Origin of the sequence: Geothrix sp. 21YS21S-2, assembly GCF_030846775.1 — a bacterium.
Lineage (GTDB): Bacteria > Acidobacteriota > Holophagae > Holophagales > Holophagaceae > Mesoterricola.
Genome location: NZ_CP132910.1, coordinates 90,674 through 107,285, shown reverse-complemented (window position 1 = coordinate 107,285; position 16,612 = coordinate 90,674). Strand labels below are relative to the sequence as shown.

Sequence of the window (16,612 nt, the reverse complement as noted above, 5' to 3'; positions counted from 1 at the left end):
CCATGCGGGTCCTGTACCCCCTGATCCTTTCGGCCGGACTCCTGTCCGCACAGGCCCCCTCCGCGGACAGGAGTCCCCCGTTGCCATCCCCTCCCGGGGCAACGGGCCCCATCGACCGGCCCTCGAACCTTCCCAGGCTGCTCCTGTCGGACACCCGGCGGGTCCTGGGCTCCAGGTGGGACCGCCAGGACTGGCTGCTGGCGGGGGCTGGCGCCGCCGCCATCCTCGGCACGGCCCTCCTCCTGGACCATCCCCTGGACCGGTCCATGGCCCGCTCCGGCAGTCTCCACGACTGGGACCGCGCCGCCAAGGCCGTGGAGCCCCTCGGCAGCGCTCCGGGCGCCCTGATGGCCATCGGCGTCTACCTCGCCGGCACCGCCTTCCATGCTCCCGAAGTGCGGGCCACGGGCACCGACGCCATGCTGGCCGTCGCGATCTCGGAACTGGCCTTCGTGGTCCCGCTCAAGCTCCTGGCGGGCCGCTCCAGGCCCAGCGCCAACCGGGGAACCCATGACCTCCATCCCTTCTCCGGGGGAGCCTCCTTCCCTTCCGGGCACACGACCGTATCCTTCGCGCTGGCCTCCGTCATCGCCGGGCATGCGGACCGGCCCTGGGTCTCCTGGACCGCCTACGGCCTGGCCGGCCTGGTGGGCGTGGCCCGCATGGAGCAGCGCAGCCATTTCCTTTCGGATGTCACGGCGGGCGCCCTGGCCGGCGCCTTCGTGGGCAAGGTGGTCGTCGCCCACAACCAGGGGCTGCGGCATCCCGGAATCACGGTGTCCCTGGCGCCCGCACTCCTCCAGGGGGGCTACGGGATGACCCTTGCGGCCCGGTTCTGATCACCGGGTCGCGCCGAACCCCGCGAAGCCCAGAAGGCTGTATACCAGGGCCACGGTCCCCACCGTCTGCCGGCTGTCGGCGCGGTCCGGGTAGTGGGCGTCCCGCCTGGAGGCGATGTACTGGATGCCCAGGGCATGGCGGTGGTAGATCCGGAAGGTGAGGCCGAGGTTGAGGCGCTCGATGGCCTCCCGGCCGCCGGGATCGTTGCCCCCGGTGCCGGTGATGTAGTAGCGCCGCCCCGTCAGATCGAACATCACCACGTCGCCAAGGATGAACCGGAAGGCGGCCAGGCCCTGGGGCGCGATTCCGAAGTGGTAGTCCCGGTCCCCCACCTGGGCGACGTTGCCGGCCGCGGCGTAGCCGAAGCCGCCGAGGAGGGAGCCCTGGAAGGAGATCGCCGGGGCCGGTTGCCACTGGAGGGTGGTGCCCACCGAGACCGAGGTGCTCGCCACCCGGAAGATGGTGGGCGCGATGTAGTCGTAGCCCCCGTAGAGTCCCCAGATGCCCTGCAGGTCGTCCCCCAGCTCGTAGCCGGCGCCGTAGAGCAGGCCCCGGATCATGATGCTGTCGACGGGATTGCTCATCTTGCCGAGGGTGCGGAACTCGAACTGGAAGTAGTCGAAGGGCCGGTCGTAGGTGTACGTCCCCTTGCCGGGCAGTCCGTAGTCCAGGGAGAAGTCCAGGGTGGCCTCGTTGCGGCGGGTGGTGGTGGCCACGCCCTGGCTGACCAGGTTCGAGTGGAGGCTGCCGCCCAGCTGCAACCGCCACCGGAGGGCGGGGTTGTTGCTGGGGAACACCGGCTTGAACCGGGTGCCGAAGGCGAAGCGGTTGATGGCCGCGGCCGGGGCCAGCAGCGCGGCGGCGGTCCGGTTCCAGAACCCGGGGTCCCTGCCCTTGCTCTCCAGCATGAGGTTGGAGAGCCGGAAGAGCACCTCCCCGAAGAAGCTCCCGCCGATGCCCGTGGCGATCTGGTCGTTGTAGGACGGCTTGGTGGTCTCCCCTCCGGTCTCCCACAGGAAGCTCCCGGCCTGGTCGTAGAGGAGCGCCTCCCAGTAGGTGAGGCCCGAGGACCGGGCGAAGGTGTGGTAGACGGTGCCCGTGTAGGGATGCATGAACTGGTTCATGGCGAAGGCGTCGGTGTCCACCACCCAGGGTCCGTGGAAGGCGTGGTCCCGCATGGAGGTGAAGGTGGAGCTGTAGACCCGCTTGCCGTCCTCGCGGTCGTTGGGGTGGGCGAGACGGTCGAAGCCGTTGAGCGCAAGGAGGAAGGACGGGATTTCCAGGGCCGGTACGAGGTAGCTCTTCCGGGCGCCGGTCTCCCAGGACATGGCCCCGGGGACGGTACGGCCCTGTTCCTTGAAGGCGCCCTGCCGGGTGATGGAGATGTCCTGCCGGTGGTCCGGCGCAGCCTCGGTCAGCTCGATGACGTCGCCGGCCTTCAGGTCGGCGTAGCCCTCCTTCGAGACCACGACGGTGAACGAGCCCGGTCCCGGGAGGCGCACGGTGTAGCGGCCCTCCGCATCCGTGGTGGCGGTGCCCCCCACCGCGCTGGTGCCCGCGGGCATGACCGTGACCAGGGCGCCCGCCACCGGGGCCTGGCTGGACCGGTCCTTCACGCAGCCCGTGATGTCCCCGGCCCGGGCGGCGCTCCAGGCCGAGAGCGCCACCGCGGCGTGGAGCACCGGGATGAGGAACCTGCGTTCGATCCGTCTGGTTGGCATGCCTCGACCTTCCCGCCCTCGGGCCCGGCTCATGCCGACCCAGGGGGAGAGCAGGTTCCATGCCAGCGGGAAACCGCGCTGTGGCGGGCTTCCACGATCGATGATCAATCACATTGACGGGGCGCCGCCTTCATTTCGAGAGAGGGAGGCTCCAGGTGGCGGTACGCTCGTCCCCTTCTCCGTCCAGCTCCAGGTCGGCCACCCAGTCGGTGGGCCAGGGGCCGGGGCCGCCCGCCCATTCCACCACCAGGTAGTCGGCCGGCGTCACGGTCTCCTCCAGGCCCAGGGTCCAGGCGCCGGCCTCCCCAAGGCGGTACAGGTCCAGGTGATGGATCTGCGCGCCGGGGCAGGCGTAGCGGTGGAGCACGGCGTAGGTGGGGGAGGCCACCTGGTCGGGGTCGCCCCCCAGGCCGGCCACGAAGCCGCGGGTCCAGGTGGTCTTGCCGGCGCCCAGGGGGCCCCGCAGGAGCCACGTGCCGCCCGGGGGCGTCAGCCGGGCCAGCTCGGCCCCCAGGGCCTCCGTGGCCCCTTCCTCCCGCAGGAGGCGTGTCTCAGGCATGGTCGTCCTCCGAATGGATGTCCCGCAGCAGCGCGGCCAGGGACGGGCCCAGGTCGCGGATGAGGATGGGCCCCGGCCCCAGCCGGTCCGCGGCGGCGCCGTGGAGCCAAACCGCGTCCGCCGCGGCCTGGCGCAGGGTGCGCCCGGCGGGGTTCCGGCGCCAGGCCGCCGCCGACGCCGCCACCATGCCGGCCAGGAAGTCCCCGGAGCCGCCCGTGGCGAGGCCGGGATGGCCCGTGGGGTTCACCCAGACCTCGGCCAGGCCGCCCCCGGCCACGAGGGTCTGGGCGCCCTTGAGGACGAGGACTCCCGGCCCCAGGGCCACCTCCCGGGCCCGGACCGTCCGGCCGCCGCCGGGCCCGAAGAGCCGCTCGAATTCGCCGGGGTGGGGCGTGATGACGGTGGATTCCCGGTCCATCCAGCGCGGGCCCTCCCCGGCCTTGAGGGCCGAGGCGTCCACCACCAGGGGGCCGTCCCAGGCGGGCACGTCCGCCACGCCCCCGGGACCCGCGAGCAGCGCGTCGACGCCTTCGGGCAGGGCGCCGTCCCATGCGCGCACCATGGCCTCCGGCACCTGGCAGGCCACCTCGGCGCGCACGGCGGCGTCGGTGAGCACCGTCACCAGGCCCGCCCCCATGCGCAGGGCGCCCAGGGCCGCCAGGACGGCGGCCCCCGACATCCCCGGGGTGCCGGCGCGGATGGCAACATGGCCGAAGTCCCGCTTGTGGCCGTCCCAGCGCGAGGGACGGGGCCGGGGGCGCTCCAGGAGACGCATCCCGGCCTCGGGGGCGCCGTGCAGGGGGATGGGGACGAGGGTGATCTCCCCGCAGAAGTCCCGGGCCGGGCGAAGGCCGTGGCAGATCTTCAGGTGGCCGAAGGCCGCGGTGCGGGTGGCCCGGATGGCGGGGCCGGCGGGTTCTGCCGAGCCCGGGTCGAGGCCCGAAGGCAGGTCCAGGGCCAACACCCGGGCCCCTTCCAGGGCCTCCACCCAGGCGCGGGCGGGACCCTCCAGCGGCAGGCGCGTGCCCAGGCCGAAGAGTCCGTCCACCACCCAGCCCCGGAAGCCGGCGGCGGCCTCCCGCGGGTCGGCGGCGTGGCGGAAGGTTCCGCCCAGGCCGGTCCACAGGCGGGCCTGGAGGGCCGCGTCGCCCTTCCAGGCGGGTGCGGGGTCCAGCGTCCAGACCTCCACCTCCCGGCCGCGGAGCCGCGCCAGGCGCGCCAGGGCCAGGGCGTCGCCGCCGTTGTTGCCGGGACCGGCCAGCACGTGGAGGGGACCGCCGGCGGGCAGCAGCGCCAGCGCGCCCAGGGCCGCGTGCTCCTGGAGCACGAGGGAGGGCACGCCCCAGCCCTGGATGGACCTGTGTTCCAGGTCCCTCATTTCCTGGGCGGTCAGAAGCGGGATCATGCGGGTCTCCAGGATGAGCTAGGATAGATCCACAATCCCATGGAGACCAGCGTGCGAAAAGTCCTGACCGTCCTCTTCCTGGCCCTGCCCCTCCTCGCGGCCAAGCCCAAGGTGGAGATCACCACCACCGCCGGCGCCTTCACCGTGGAGCTCGAGCCCGACGCGACGCCCGTGACCGTGGCCAATTTCATGAACTACGTGAAGAAGGGCTTCTACCCCGGCACCATCTTCCACCGGGTGAAGAAGTCCGCCCCCGCCATCATCCAGGGCGGCGGCCACACCCCCGACCTGGCCAAGAAGCCCACCGACGCCTCCATCAAGTGCGAGGCCGACCTGGCCAAGGCCAAGGGGCTCAGCAACGTGCGCGGCACCATCGCCATGGCCCGGGAGAGCCTGCCCGACAGCGCCAAGGCCCAGTTCTACATCAACGTGAAGGACAACAAGGCCCTGGACTTCAAGGCCCGCAACCTCGCCGACTTCGGCTACTGCGTGTTCGGCAGGGTCATCAAGGGCATGAACGTGGTGGACAAGATCGCCGCCGCCAAGACCAGCACCCAGAAGACCATGACGGACGTCCCCGTGAACCCCGTGACCATCACGGCGGTCAAGGAAGTGCAGTAATCCGTCACAAGTGTCCCGCCGCCGGCCCCCCGCGGACCCGGGGGTAAACTATAATCCAGGCATACGCTGGAGTTGAAATGGCCTCTTCCCCCATTCGTGTGATCATCGCCAAACCCGGCCTCGACGGGCACGACCGCGGCGCCAAGGTCGTCGCCCGGGCCCTTCGGGACGCGGGCATGGAGGTGATCTACACGGGCCTGCGGCAGACGCCCGCCCAGATCGTGGCCGCCGTGGAGCAGGAGGACGCGCAGGTCCTGGGGATGAGCATCCTCAGCGGCGCGCACAACCAGATCTTCCCCGAGGTCATGCGCCTCATGAAGGAGAAGGGCATCGACGACGTGCTGGTGTTCGCGGGCGGAATCATCCCCGACGAGGACATCCCCGCGCTGAAGGACCTGGGCATCCAGGCCATCTTCCAGCCCGGGACGAACACCGACGACGTGGTGGCCTTCATCAACAAGGCCCTTGCCTAGTTGTTGATCCACCGGGTCCCCGCGGGGGGCTTGAAGGTGAAGGTCGCCGCGTCGAAGGGCGCGGGCACGTGGGGCGACAGGAACTCCAGCACCTGGTTCGCCCCGGTGGGATCCACCCAGCTGATGCGCAGGGGCATGCCCCCCTTCCCTTCCAGCCGCACCTTGGGCAGCCCGGGCTTGCGGGGCTCCAGGGTGAAGGCGTCCGGCACGGATCCGGCCTTGACCGTGAAGACCTGGTCCAGGGCGGCGGGGTCCAGCAGGACGTACAGGAGGGGCGCGTCCTTGGCCGCGCTGCGCAGGTCCACCTTCTGGGCGGTGCGGGCCTCGGCGTCGTACTGGATGAGCTTGCGGCCGTCGGCCACGAGCAGGAGGCCCTTGCGGTACTCCACCCGAAGGCGACCGCCCTTGGCCAGGCGGAGGATGCCGGTGCGCTTGAGCTTGCCGAAGACGGCGCTGTCGGACTCCTGGACGAAGCCCGCCTCCACGCGGGGGGCGCCGGTGAAGGCCTTCCACCAGGCGGGGGGTTCCGCCGCCGGCAGGGCCTGGGCCCCGAGGAGGGCGGTCGCGAGGGCCAGCACTTGCCGCATGTCAGGACCTCTTGATTTCCACGGAGACCACTCCGGAGGCGCCCCACGCGGGGGCGGAGCGATGAAGGACCGCGGAGCCCACCTCGGTGCCGTTCTGGCGCACCGTCACCACCACTTCCACGTCGCCGTCCATGGCGAAGGGGGAGAGGGTGAGATGCAGGTCCGCATGGGGACGGGCCTGGGGCACCCGGGGCATGGCCACGGCCACGGGGGCCACGGGGGCCGAGGCCTTGTGCGGGACCGGGGCTGACGGCGGCTTCAGGTGCACCCGCGGGGCCGCCGGAGCGCCCTTGCCCAGGGCGGGGGAGAGCTTCACGTGGAGGGGCGCCATCACCTGGACGGGCACGGTGCGCACCGGGGCGGCGCCGCCGGAGGTCTCGGCCTCGCCCAGGAGGTCCCGGGCCTGGGCCAGGTCCAGGGTGCTCAGCGCCTCCGGGGGGGCGCCGGACTCCCGGTATTCGTCCGGCATGGAGAACTCGGAGGTGTGCAGCGCCGTGGGTGCGGGCTCCGGAGGGAGCTTGACCCCCGCGGCCTCCACCAGGTGGAGGGCCTTGATGTTGGCCAGGGCGAGCTTCGTGATGCCCCGCAGGGTCTCGAAGACGCCCGTGCCGTCGGAGGCGATGGACTGGAAGCTGGTCTTGCCGTCCGGGTTGAGTTCGCGCTCCAGGACGTCCACGGGGATGATGTTCTTCAGGTCGCGCTTGTTCCACTGGAAGATCAGGGGGATGTCCTTGAGGTCCAGCCCCAGCTCGCGGAGGTTGTCCCGCAGGTTCTGGAAGCTCTCCCGGTTGGCGTCGAGCATGGCGGTCTGGCTGTCCGCCACGAACACGATGCCGTCCACCCCCTTGAGCACCAGCTTGCGGGTGGAGTTGTAGAAGACCTGCCCGGGCACCGTGTAGAGCTGCAGCTTGCTCTTGAACCCGCCCACCATGCCCACGTCCATGGGCAGCAGGTCGAAGAACAGGGTCCGGTCCGTCTCGGTGTTCAGGGACACCATCTCCCCGCGGGCCTTCTGCGACGTGCGGCCGTAGATCGTGTTGAGATTGGTTGTTTTCCCGCACAGGCCAGGGCCGTAATACACAATCTTCGTCGTCATCTGACGCGTGGCGTGGTTGAAAAACACCATTTTCTGGGACTCCGGGCTCAAGGTGAGTGTAACGAGAACCCTTCCCCGCCTTCAATCATTTAGGAAAATAGCTGGGAACGCCCGCCCCCGGCTGGCCGGAAGGCGGGCGTTGGGCCGTGCGACGCTTCAGCAGCTGCGCATGACTCCGACCAGGACACCCTGGATGGCGATGCGCTCGGGCGCGAAACATTTGGGCGAGAGATCGGGGTTGTGGGGAATGAGCCAGACGCCCTGGGGGTCCTTCCGGAACTCCTTCAGGGTGGCCTCCTCGCCGTCGATGAGGGCCACCACGCGGTCCCCGTTCCGGTAGTCGCCGCGGCGCTGGAGCACCACCAGATCCCCGTCCAGGATGGAGTCCTCCACCATGGAATCCCCGCGCACCCGCAGGACGAAAAGCTCCTGCCGTTCCCGGTGGATGCAGTTGGGCACCTCGAGGGGGATGGCCCGGGATTCGGGCAGGAGAGGCTGGCCGGCGGCCACGTCGCCGCAGAACGGGACGGACCTGGCGCGCTTCCCGTCGTCATGGCCCCACTCGCTGGAGGAGAGCTCCCGGGGCGCCGCGGCCGGTTCCTGGGCGAGGACGATGTTGTTGCCCTTCCCATGGCTGCGGTCCAGGAATCCCTTATCCATCAGGTGCTGGACATGTTTATGAATGGTGCTTACAGCGCTGGAACCGACACCCTCGGCGATTTCCTTGAGGGTGGGGCTCCGCTCTTCGGTTTCGAGAAACTTCCGAATGAACTGGAGCACCGCAAGTTGGCGTTTTGTAAGGTCCATTGGCTTCATAACCCATAAGATAGACGAAACCCCGACCCCCGTCAATCCCTTTTTTTTCGCCTCGATGTTCAAAAAAATTTCCATGCCCCCCTCAATCTAATCCGACCAATCTGGTAGTATTTACCGAGGCGCCACCCTGTAAATACCCAGGCGCGCGCCATTGTTCGAGCGTCACAATACCGAATCCCTTGGGGAGGTCGAACCATGCTCACGCAATCCGCCACTCTGGAAGCCGTCGACGGGGGAACCCTGGTCAACGATTTTTCGATCGAGGTGGCCACCGTCAATGGTTCCGGCTCCCAGACCGCGAACATCGTGCTCATGCGCACGATCTTCCAGATGGGCGTCCCGGTTTCCGGCAAGAACCTGTTCCCCTCGAACATCGCCGGCCTGCCCACCTGGTTCCAGATCCGGGCCAACCACAAGGGCTACAAGGCCCGCAAGGCCGGCATCGACCTGATGATCTGCATGAACCCCGAGACGGCCAAGGAGGACGTGGCCAAGGTGCGGCCGGGCACGCTGCTCATCTACGACGATCCGCTCAAGCTGGACGCCCTGAGGTCCGACCTCAGCTTCTGCGCCGTCCCCTTCCAGAAGCTGGTCGCCGCCGCCTGTCCCGAGCCCAAGCTCCACAAGCTGGTGAAGAACATGATCTACGTGGGCGTGGCCGCGCAGCTGCTGGGGCTGGACATGGACGAGGTGAAGGCCGCCATCGCCAAGCAGCTGGACGGCAAGCAGAAGGCCATCGACCTGAACCAGGGAGCCGTTCAGGCCGGCTATGACTGGGCCGCCGCCGAGGCGCCCCGCCAGACCCGCCTGAAGATCGTTCGCGACGACAAGACCAAGGGCCAGATCATCATCGACGGCAACACCGCCTGCGCCCTGGGCGCCATGTTCGCCGGCGTCACGGTTGTGGCCTGGTATCCCATCACCCCCAGCTCCTCGGCCATCGAGAACCTCATCGACTACGCCAAGGTCTACCGCAAGGATCCCGCCACCGGCAAGCTGAACGTCGCCATCGTCCAGATGGAGGACGAGATCGCCTCCGCCGGCGTGGTGGTGGGCGCGGGCTGGGCCGGGGCGCGGGCCATGACGGCCACCTCGGGTCCGGGCATCTCCCTCATGAGCGAGTTCATCGGCCTGGGCTACTTCGCGGAATGCCCCGGCGTCTTCCTGGACGTCACGCGCATGGGCCCCTCCACGGGCCTGCCCACCCGCACCAGCCAGGGCGACGTGGAGCTCTGCGCCAAGTGCAGCCACGGCGACACCCTCCACATCTGCCTCTACCCCGGCACCATGGAGGAGTGCTTCCAGTTCACGTACCAGGCCTTCGACCTGGCCGAGCGCTACCAGACGCCGGTCTTCGTGGTCTCGGACCTGGACCTGGGCATGCAGAACTGGGCCTCGCAGCCCTTCGCCTACCCCGAGGGCGACTTCGACCGGGGCAAGGTCCTGGACGAGGATCAGCTCAAGGTCATCCAGGACTGGGGCCGCTACAAGGATGTGGACGGCGACGGCATCTGCCAGCGCACCCTCCCCGGCACCCCCGGCGGCAAGGGGGCCTACTTCGCCCGCGGCACCGGCCACAACCCCTACGCCCTCTACTCCGAGAAGCCCGAGGAGTTCCTGGCGACGGTGGACCGCCTCAAGAAGAAATTCATGAACGCCCGCGCCTCCGTGCCGGAGCCCCTGCTCACCGGTCCCGGCGTGCAGCGCGGCATCCTGGCCTACGGGTCCAGCGATCCCGCCGTGGCCGAGGCCCGGGACCTGCTGACGGAACTCCACGGCAAGGACACCGACTACCTGCGGGTGAGGGCCCTGCCCTTCACCGACGCCGTGGAGGCCTTCATCGCCTCCCACGACGTGGTCTACGTCGTCGAGCAGAACCGGGACGGCCAGATGACGAACCTGCTGCGGGAGTTCTTCCCCCAGCACTCCACGCGGATGAAGAAGGTCCTGCACTACGACTCGACCGCCATCACCGCCCAGACCATCGTCGACCAGATCAACGCCTCCGAGAACTGAGGGCCCGACCATGACCACCGCCACCATCCCCACCAACAAGATCGGCCTCACCCGGCAGGACTACGTGGGCGCCAAGTCCACCCTGTGTCCCGGCTGCGGCCACGACGCCATCACCGCCCAGATCATCCAGGCCGCCTGGGAGATGAACCTCGAGCCCCACCGCGTCGCCAAGCTCAGCGGCATCGGCTGCTCCAGCAAGACCCCCACCTACTTCATGAGCCAGGCCTGGGGCTTCAACTCCGTCCACGGCCGCGCCGCGGCCGTGTGCACCGGCGCCGCGCTGGCCAACCGGAGCCTCATCAACATCCTCGCCAGCGGCGACGGCGATTCCATGTCCATCGGCATGGGCCAGCTGGTGCACATGATCCGGCGCAACGTGCCGGTCGTGTACATCCTGGAGGACAACGGCGTCTACGGCCTCACCAAGGGCCAGTTCAGCGCCACCGCCGACGTCGGCTCCACCCTCAAGCACGGCGACGTGAACGAGATCACGCCCATCGATCCCTGCACCCTGGCCATGGAGCTGGGCTGCGGCTTCGTCGCGCGCAGCTTCAGCGGGAACCCCAAGCAGCTGGGCACCATCCTCAAGGCCGCGCTCGCCTACGAGGGCACCGCCCTCATCGACGTCATCAGCCCCTGCGTGACCTTCAACAACCACGACAGCTCCACCAAGTCCTACAAGAACGCCAAGGACCGGGAGATGCCCCTGCAGGAGCTGGGCTTCGTGCCCTACTACGACGCCGAGGAAGTGGAGATCGAGGCCGGCGAGGCCATGGAGGTGGGCCTTCCCGACGGGTCCCGCCTGACCTTCCGGGCCATCGACAAGGACTTCGACCCCACCGACCGCTTCGCGGCCATGAAGGCCGTGCACGAGGCCCACGACCGGGGCGAGTTCCTCACCGGCATCCTGCACATCAAGACCGGCAAGCCCATCCTCCACGACTTCACCCACACCGTGGACGACGTCCTGGCCACGATCCCCCAGGCCCGGGTCAAGCCCGGCCCCGAGGTGCTGGCCGAGTGCATGCGGGAGCTGATGTAGCCTTCAGCGGCGCTTGGGCGCCGCGCTGATCGTGAGCGTGGACCTGCCCGTGACCCCGATGTGGATCCCGTCCCGGGCGAGCTCCGGATCGTCCACCTTCCGGAATCCGTTGTAGTAGACGGACGGCACGGAGGGCGGCCGCACGTCCGCGGCCGTCATCCCCATGAACTCTCCCAGCTGCTGGGAGTTGGTGGTGCTGTTGGAGCCCATCACGAAGGCCTGGGTCAGCGAAGGCGCCAGATCCAGCCGGAACAGCCGCAGGCGCTCCTGCAGCGTGTCGCCCCACACTTCCACCTGGGCGGATCCCGCCAGCCGCGGCTGCCGGAGCCCCTTCACCCCCGCGACCCGCTTGGCGCGAGGCGCCGGCATTTCCAGGTACCACGGCGTCAGCCGAATCTCCCGGTACGTCGGAGGCCCTTCCGCCGGCGCCTGGAAAAATCCGCCGGCAACCAGCAGAAAGATCAGGAACTTGACAGGTGATTTTCTCATGACCCAAGTGTCCATTCCCGGACGGGCAAGGGCAAGCCCAACCTTTCCCATGCCAAGGCCGAAGCCCCCGCCTGCGCCCCCATTGACGAACCGGCCGCCCCCGGTAGAATGGAACCTCCTGGGGCTGTAGCTCAGCTGGGAGAGCGCCTCGTTCGCAATGAGGAGGTCGACAGTTCGATCCTGTTCAGCTCCACCAAACCTAAACCCTCTAAGTTAATAGCTTAGAGGGTTTTTCTTGCCACGCCATGCCTTCCAGCCTGGAAGCCGTGGGGGAGATCAAGGACGTCCCCGCCGGCCAGCCCTCCCAGGTCCTCCTTCGCCGCCCCGCATCCGCGCGGCCGCGTACCAGCTCATGGCCTCCCGCTACTCCGCGATGGTCAACCAGGTGGCGCTCTACAAGGCCTTGGCAGGCCAGATCCAGGTCCAGAACCGACCTTGGATATTCCCTGCTCCTCACATTTGTGGAAGGAAAAGTTCCGCCGTGAGCAAGCCCCCAGATCCGCCTGCCAGCAGGACCCGACCATCCTTGAGGAGGATGGAGAGGTGGTACGTGCGGGCGGCATTCAAGGGACCGAGTGCCTCCACGATTGAGAGAGCCGGGGCATATCGATAGCCGTTAGGGGTGCCGAGGCCGCCCGTAATCAGCACGGTCCCCTCCGGAAGGAGGTTCGCCCCGGAACCTGCCCCGATCGGATCCGGCAGGTAGCCGGCCCTGCTGAAGGTTCCCGTCTCCGGATCATAGAGTTCAAACAGGGAATAATCCTCAGGAGCTATCGTTCCCATGGCACCCCCGGCGAACAGGACCTTGCCGTTGGGCAGAAGAGTCGCAGTATGGTATGCCCGGCCCACGGCCATGCTTCCCGTACTCACCAGGGTGTCGGCGACGGGATCATAAAGATAGGCTCTCTCTGCGTCCCATGCGCCCCCCCCGGCGAGAAGGCAGCGGCCGTCCGATAAAAGGGTCGCAGAGAAACCCCTATAGCCACGGTAAACGATATTGCTCAATTTGAATGTCCCTGTCTCCGGATCGTAGAGCTCAGCGGTCCAAGGCGTGTACCCGGTTATCTGGCTTGAGATTCCGCCCGTGATGAGGACCCTCCCATCCTTCAACAAGGTGGTCATGGGGGCGCCATTCCGTGGGTCGTTCAAATCGCCGGTGCGGGTCAGGGCCTGGGTGGCAGGGTCGAAAAGATAGGCACGCTCGGAAAGAGGCCAGTGGAACATGTCCGTTGAATACGTCGATTCAGCCAACACCAGCACTCTGCCATCCTTCAGGCAAGTGGCGGCCACGCATGGAACCGGCAGGTCCGGACCTTGGCGAAAGGTGCCGGTGGCAGGGTCGTAGGTCTGTGTCTGGGTGGAAGACCTTCCCGCCACCCATACGTTCCCGGTGGGAAGGAGCACGCCAAAAAGGCTGTCGATCGCCATGGCCCCGGTTGGCACAAAGGGGGAGACCCCTGCGGTGGCCGTGGCCTGAACCCTGTCCCCGGCGGGGTTGACCACGCTGAGCGTGAAGAGGGTGGTGGCATGGACGGGCCCAACCGTAAGCCCGGGCAATCCGCTCGGAATGGGTCCGACGCCCTTATCCACTGCGCCTTCGCCCCCTTCATACGTGGCTTGCAATGTGACCATCCCTCCCGCCAGAACCTTGGCGGGTGTCGCCAGGAACCCGGTGATGCGGGGCGGGGCGACGACCTGGACAGCCACGGTCAGGATGGCGGAGTCCCCGGCACGGTTGGTGACCTTCAGGGTGTAGACGGTGTCCGAGCCGGGAGAAATGGAAGAGGAACCTCCATCGATCACTTCGCCGACACCCTGGTCGATGCTCCCAGTCCCGCCGCTGAATGCATAGGTCAAGATCGCGGCATTGCCGTTGGACAGGATTGGCTGGCTGACCTTGAACGTAGTGATCACGGGAGCGGGGACCACTTCCACCCTGGCCTCCCGGGAAACGGCTTGGCCGGATTGACTGGTTACCGTCAGGATGAAGGTGGTCGTGCTGGAAAGGGGACCCGAGGAATACTCCATTCCGCTTTGGACGGTTCCGATCCCGTTGCCAACCAGGCCGGTTCCGCCCGAGAACTGGGCGGTCAATGTGGTCGAAGCCCCGGCCGTGATGACGGCCTTGGCGGCCGCGAAGGACTGGATGATGGGCGGGGGCGGGGCCGGCGTCCTTCCTCCGCATCCAGTTGCCCAGAGAATCAACAATCCAGTGATGCCCGACAGAAGCTCGGCGGGTTTTGTGGACTTCATTGCCAACCTCCAGAACAATCAGCGGGCCGGGAGGCGAACAGGGTCCGTTGGGATTATGAATTATAAACCTGCATGGCAAAATTCGGCAAAGCCTCCCAAGACCACCCTGGTTTACATTTTTTGGAGTTCCCTGCTCACGCTGCCCTGGGTGCTTTATCGGGGACGGCATGGACACTTGCCCTGTTTCAACCCAGCGCCCTCCTCCTCCAAAGCAGCAGGCCGCGAGGCGCACCATCGTCAGGGCGGCCGCGGCGGCGAGGGTGCCGCGCCAGCCCATGCCCAGGACCAGGACGCCCATGGCCACGGCCAGGCAGCCGATCTCCAGGGCCGTGGCCTCGGTGATGATGCGGGTGCGGCCCGCCAGGATCCAGCGGGTGCGCTGCCAGCTGGGGGCGTATTCCAGGACGGGGTAGGCCAGGAGCAGGCGGGAGGGGACCAGGACGAAGGGGAGAAGGGAGGCGTCCAGGCCCAGGATCTGGCGGTACCAGGTCTTCACCAGTGGCGTGAAGACGATGAGCGCCAGCAGGAGGGTGACGGCGCCGGCCAGGAGCCGGGCCGCGCGGCGAACCTGGGGGGAGGGCCCCCCGTCCGGCGCCTTCAGGGCCACGCCCACTTCCTGGAAGGCCACCCCGCCGCTCCGGAAGAAGAAGGGGAAGGACTGGACCACGGGCCAGGCAGCAAGGCACTGCACCGGATAAGCTCCCCGGCCCATGAAGAGGATCAGGATCAAAGGGCCTGGTTGATCCACGCCCTGATGATTTCAGCGACTTCATGGAGCTCCATTCGTTTTCCCCAGAACAAGGGGGCAATCGCCTGGTAGGCCTGCCTGATCAAGGCCCAGGTTGCTCCACCGCAGGGAAGGAAGGCAGGATCCCCGGCAAATTCAGTCGCTTAATGCAGCCGGGGCCGGGGTTCGAAACCGAGCGCGAACGCGCCGACTCACACCGGCAAAAAAACGGGCCGGGGATGAACGGGGATGGGCGGCAATACTGTTAGCTTAGTTATTTCGTGCATTTCCGTTCACCCAGGGTTCAGTCCTGATGGTGACGCAAGGCCCCATTCGACGGGTTGGGCCCCGCTCTGAACGCTTTACGGTTGGCCAGGGCCTCGTTCTGCGTCATACGCCCCGGGGATTCTGTCGGTGTCGGCAGGGCATGACGCGTTCCTCAAGGAGTTCGTGCAACACCCTTTCGTGGAAGGCGGGGACGGCCCGAGGGGGGGAGAGACGCGATCTGCGTCATTTTCCGCTTGATCACTCTTACGGCATGGACGAACGATAGGCGATCCGGGTCGACCTCCCCCACCTGGGCCGCTTCGTGCATTAGGCCGCGAACGGCGAAATAGGCCATCATCAGCCCGTAGAATTCCTGTCGGACTAGGTCGGGGGTCTTGCTACGAAGGGTGAGCTTCCCGGCTCGGAGATGGGTCTTGAGCCCATCAAAGGCAGTTTCGATCTCCCATCGTTCGGGGTAAAGAGCTGCAAGTTCCGCAGCCGGGGCTCGCGTGGGATCCAGGATGGTCGTGATCAGGCGGTAGACCGGTTCCGGGTTCGGAACACCTGTCAGGGTGTAGTCCACCACCCGGACCACCACCCCATCGCGCTTCTGCTTCTGGTCATTCTGGGACTCATAGACGCGACTAAGGCAACTCCCGTCCTCCAGTTCCTTTTCCCGGGGGAGCACCAGGCTCTTCTTGACGCGCCAAACCAGCTCGGAGCCGGTAGCCCTGGCGGTGTTCCAGGTCCGGAAGCCGTAGAACCCCCTGTCCGCCATACAGAGCATGCCGGGCTGGAGCAGAGGGAGAACTTCTTCGGCCAAGGTCAATTCGCCGGTCAGATAGGGAGCCATCCGGCTGCCGAACAAAACCCGGGTGCCAGTCTCGACTAGGGATAGAAACCGGATTGCCGGAAAAGCACTGTCGCCCTTGGGTCCGGTCTGGACCCCAAAAGCCTCCCGGTTCTCCGCCTCATCAGGTACATCCATCGTGCTGCCATCAAGGCTCACCAGGCGCCATTCGCGAAACCAGGCACCTTGGGTTTCCTCGGTGGCGATGGGCTTGACCACCTCGTCATGGAGAAGCCGGACCGCCTCCCAGCCCAGCCGGGTGCGGGCTTGCGTGATGCTGGAAGGAGCGACGACCCTGGGCTCGGGATGCTTCCCCTGCAGCCATTGAATCCCTTCAAGGAGGCAGCGCAGTACTTCCCGATAGGAGACCTCCATGTATAGGCCAAGGGCGATCACGTAATACATGGCCACATGGGCTGGAAGGTCCCGCTGCCGGGCGCTGGCCTTCCCGGTCCTGTTGAGAACCTCCTCCACCTTGGCCCGGGGGAAGGTCTTGGCTACCACACCAAGACTGATGTAGTCCGCGATACGGCTCCCCACCGGGAGTTTTGCCTCGGTTCTCGCCATGGTCGCCTCTTCTTGAAAAATAAGCATCTATGGCGAATTATCAATATCTGTACTAATAGTATTTGGATGGGCGGGGATGAAAAAGGGATTCAATCACCCGCAATTCGTCTCCTCCATCTCACCTCGACAGCGGGTGCTGGGGTGGGGACCTCCTACAAATCCAGGCCTTGGGACTTCAACTGCAGAATCCGGGCTTAGTGCGCAGCACTTGGCCTGGACGTAAAACGGGGGCGGAAGGTAGTTCCATCTCAGGGCCGCCCATCCTTCCTGGCAAGAGGATCCC

14 protein-coding genes, 1 tRNA gene and 1 pseudogene are annotated in these 16,612 nt (G+C 67.2%); 7 read left to right on the top strand and 9 right to left on the bottom strand.

All coding sequences use genetic code 11. The features are described from left to right. The first annotated feature begins 80 nt into the window (after window positions 1-80). Complete coding sequence (locus RAH40_RS00465) at window positions 81-839, top strand: phosphatase PAP2 family protein (RefSeq protein WP_306600072.1); 759 nt, start codon at window positions 81-83, stop codon at window positions 837-839. On the opposite strand, the gene RAH40_RS00460 is transcribed toward RAH40_RS00465, so the two are convergent. The 3 genes from RAH40_RS00460 to RAH40_RS00450 form a co-directional block, all read right to left on the bottom strand. Then, window positions 840-2,561 (bottom strand): DUF3943 domain-containing protein, encoded by a 1,722-nt coding sequence (locus RAH40_RS00460; RefSeq protein ID WP_306600071.1) that lies wholly within the window; start codon window positions 2,559-2,561, stop codon window positions 840-842. A 130-nt stretch (window positions 2,562-2,691) separates the two neighbouring features. Continuing rightward, window positions 2,692-3,120: a tRNA (adenosine(37)-N6)-threonylcarbamoyltransferase complex ATPase subunit type 1 TsaE gene (gene tsaE / locus RAH40_RS00455; RefSeq protein WP_306600070.1), complete on the bottom strand. Its 429-nt coding sequence runs from the start codon at window positions 3,118-3,120 to the stop codon at window positions 2,692-2,694. Further along, complete coding sequence (locus tag RAH40_RS00450) at window positions 3,113-4,525, bottom strand: NAD(P)H-hydrate dehydratase (protein WP_306600069.1); 1,413 nt, start codon at window positions 4,523-4,525, stop codon at window positions 3,113-3,115. The genes tsaE and RAH40_RS00450 overlap by 8 nt, the downstream gene beginning before the upstream one ends. A gap of 51 nt (window positions 4,526-4,576) precedes the next feature. Here RAH40_RS00450 and RAH40_RS00445 point away from each other — a divergent pair, with 51 nt between their 5' ends. Together RAH40_RS00445 and RAH40_RS00440 are read left to right on the top strand one after the other, a co-directional pair. Continuing rightward, complete coding sequence (locus RAH40_RS00445; RefSeq protein WP_306600068.1) at window positions 4,577-5,146, top strand: peptidylprolyl isomerase; 570 nt, start codon at window positions 4,577-4,579, stop codon at window positions 5,144-5,146. A gap of 77 nt (window positions 5,147-5,223) precedes the next feature. Further along, entirely contained in the window at window positions 5,224-5,619 is a 396-nt protein-coding gene (locus tag RAH40_RS00440) for a cobalamin B12-binding domain-containing protein (protein ID WP_306600067.1), read from the top strand. On the opposite strand, the gene RAH40_RS00435 is transcribed toward RAH40_RS00440, so the two are convergent. From RAH40_RS00435 to lexA, 3 genes and pseudogenes are all read right to left on the bottom strand, one after another. Beyond that, window positions 5,616-6,206, bottom strand: coding sequence for an outer-membrane lipoprotein carrier protein LolA (locus RAH40_RS00435; protein WP_306600066.1), 591 nt, complete (start codon window positions 6,204-6,206; stop codon window positions 5,616-5,618). The genes RAH40_RS00440 and RAH40_RS00435 overlap by 4 nt on opposite strands. A gap of 550 nt (window positions 6,207-6,756) precedes the next feature. Continuing rightward, window positions 6,757-7,332 (bottom strand): annotated as a pseudogene (locus RAH40_RS22985) (ATP/GTP-binding protein); the annotation flags it as partial. Window positions 7,333-7,458: 126 nt separating this feature from the next. After that, complete coding sequence (lexA, locus tag RAH40_RS00425; RefSeq protein ID WP_306600064.1) at window positions 7,459-8,109, bottom strand: transcriptional repressor LexA; 651 nt, start codon at window positions 8,107-8,109, stop codon at window positions 7,459-7,461. A gap of 204 nt (window positions 8,110-8,313) precedes the next feature. Between lexA and RAH40_RS00420 the strand changes: the two genes are divergently transcribed. Then, complete coding sequence (locus RAH40_RS00420; RefSeq protein ID WP_306600063.1) at window positions 8,314-10,134, top strand: 2-oxoacid:acceptor oxidoreductase subunit alpha; 1,821 nt, start codon at window positions 8,314-8,316, stop codon at window positions 10,132-10,134. Between the two features lie 10 nt (window positions 10,135-10,144). Beyond that, window positions 10,145-11,176 carry a 2-oxoacid:ferredoxin oxidoreductase subunit beta gene (locus tag RAH40_RS00415; RefSeq protein ID WP_306600062.1) on the top strand — a complete coding sequence of 344 codons (1,032 nt, stop codon included), beginning with the start codon at window positions 10,145-10,147 and terminating at the stop codon, window positions 11,174-11,176. 3 nt (window positions 11,177-11,179) lie between these two features. Here RAH40_RS00415 and RAH40_RS00410 read toward each other — a convergent pair whose 3' ends face one another. Continuing rightward, window positions 11,180-11,665 (bottom strand): hypothetical protein, encoded by a 486-nt coding sequence (locus tag RAH40_RS00410; RefSeq protein WP_306600061.1) that lies wholly within the window; start codon window positions 11,663-11,665, stop codon window positions 11,180-11,182. A 120-nt stretch (window positions 11,666-11,785) separates the two neighbouring features. On the opposite strand from RAH40_RS00410, the gene RAH40_RS00405 reads away from it, so the two are divergent. Continuing rightward, window positions 11,786-11,861: transfer RNA gene (locus RAH40_RS00405), tRNA-Ala, on the top strand. A 257-nt stretch (window positions 11,862-12,118) separates the two neighbouring features. Here RAH40_RS00405 and RAH40_RS00400 read toward each other — a convergent pair. Continuing rightward, window positions 12,119-13,918, bottom strand: coding sequence for a kelch repeat-containing protein (locus RAH40_RS00400; RefSeq protein ID WP_306600060.1), 1,800 nt, complete (start codon window positions 13,916-13,918; stop codon window positions 12,119-12,121). A gap of 275 nt (window positions 13,919-14,193) precedes the next feature. Here RAH40_RS00400 and RAH40_RS00395 point away from each other — a divergent pair, with 275 nt between their 5' ends. Next, the gene (locus RAH40_RS00395) at window positions 14,194-14,331 is read left to right on the top strand and encodes a hypothetical protein (RefSeq protein WP_306600059.1); all 138 of its coding nucleotides are present in this window, start codon (window positions 14,194-14,196) and stop codon (window positions 14,329-14,331) included. 753 nt (window positions 14,332-15,084) lie between these two features. Here the strand turns inward: RAH40_RS00395 and RAH40_RS00390 are convergent. Beyond that, entirely contained in the window at window positions 15,085-16,329 is a 1,245-nt protein-coding gene (locus RAH40_RS00390; RefSeq protein ID WP_306600058.1) for an IS4 family transposase, read from the bottom strand. Window positions 16,330-16,612 lie beyond the last annotated feature (283 nt).

What these genes read in the sequence shown, in the direction of transcription:
- RAH40_RS00460 (WP_306600071.1), bottom strand. Translation starts at nt 2,561, where the DNA reads ATGCCAACCAGACGGATCGAACGCAGGTTCCTCATCCCGGTGCTCCAC.
- tsaE (WP_306600070.1), bottom strand. Translation starts at nt 3,120, where the DNA reads ATGCCTGAGACACGCCTCCTGCGGGAGGAAGGGGCCACGGAGGCCCTG.
- RAH40_RS00450 (WP_306600069.1), bottom strand. Translation starts at nt 4,525, where the DNA reads ATGATCCCGCTTCTGACCGCCCAGGAAATGAGGGACCTGGAACACAGG.
- RAH40_RS00440 (WP_306600067.1), top strand. Translation starts at nt 5,224, where the DNA reads ATGGCCTCTTCCCCCATTCGTGTGATCATCGCCAAACCCGGCCTCGAC.
- RAH40_RS00435 (WP_306600066.1), bottom strand. Translation starts at nt 6,206, where the DNA reads ATGCGGCAAGTGCTGGCCCTCGCGACCGCCCTCCTCGGGGCCCAGGCC.
- lexA (WP_306600064.1), bottom strand. Translation starts at nt 8,109, where the DNA reads ATGGACCTTACAAAACGCCAACTTGCGGTGCTCCAGTTCATTCGGAAG.
- RAH40_RS00420 (WP_306600063.1), top strand. Translation starts at nt 8,314, where the DNA reads ATGCTCACGCAATCCGCCACTCTGGAAGCCGTCGACGGGGGAACCCTG.
- RAH40_RS00415 (WP_306600062.1), top strand. Translation starts at nt 10,145, where the DNA reads ATGACCACCGCCACCATCCCCACCAACAAGATCGGCCTCACCCGGCAG.
- RAH40_RS00410 (WP_306600061.1), bottom strand. Translation starts at nt 11,665, where the DNA reads ATGAGAAAATCACCTGTCAAGTTCCTGATCTTTCTGCTGGTTGCCGGC.
- RAH40_RS00400 (WP_306600060.1), bottom strand. Translation starts at nt 13,918, where the DNA reads ATGAAGTCCACAAAACCCGCCGAGCTTCTGTCGGGCATCACTGGATTG.
- RAH40_RS00395 (WP_306600059.1), top strand. Translation starts at nt 14,194, where the DNA reads ATGCCCAGGACCAGGACGCCCATGGCCACGGCCAGGCAGCCGATCTCC.
- RAH40_RS00390 (WP_306600058.1), bottom strand. Translation starts at nt 16,329, where the DNA reads ATGGCGAGAACCGAGGCAAAACTCCCGGTGGGGAGCCGTATCGCGGAC.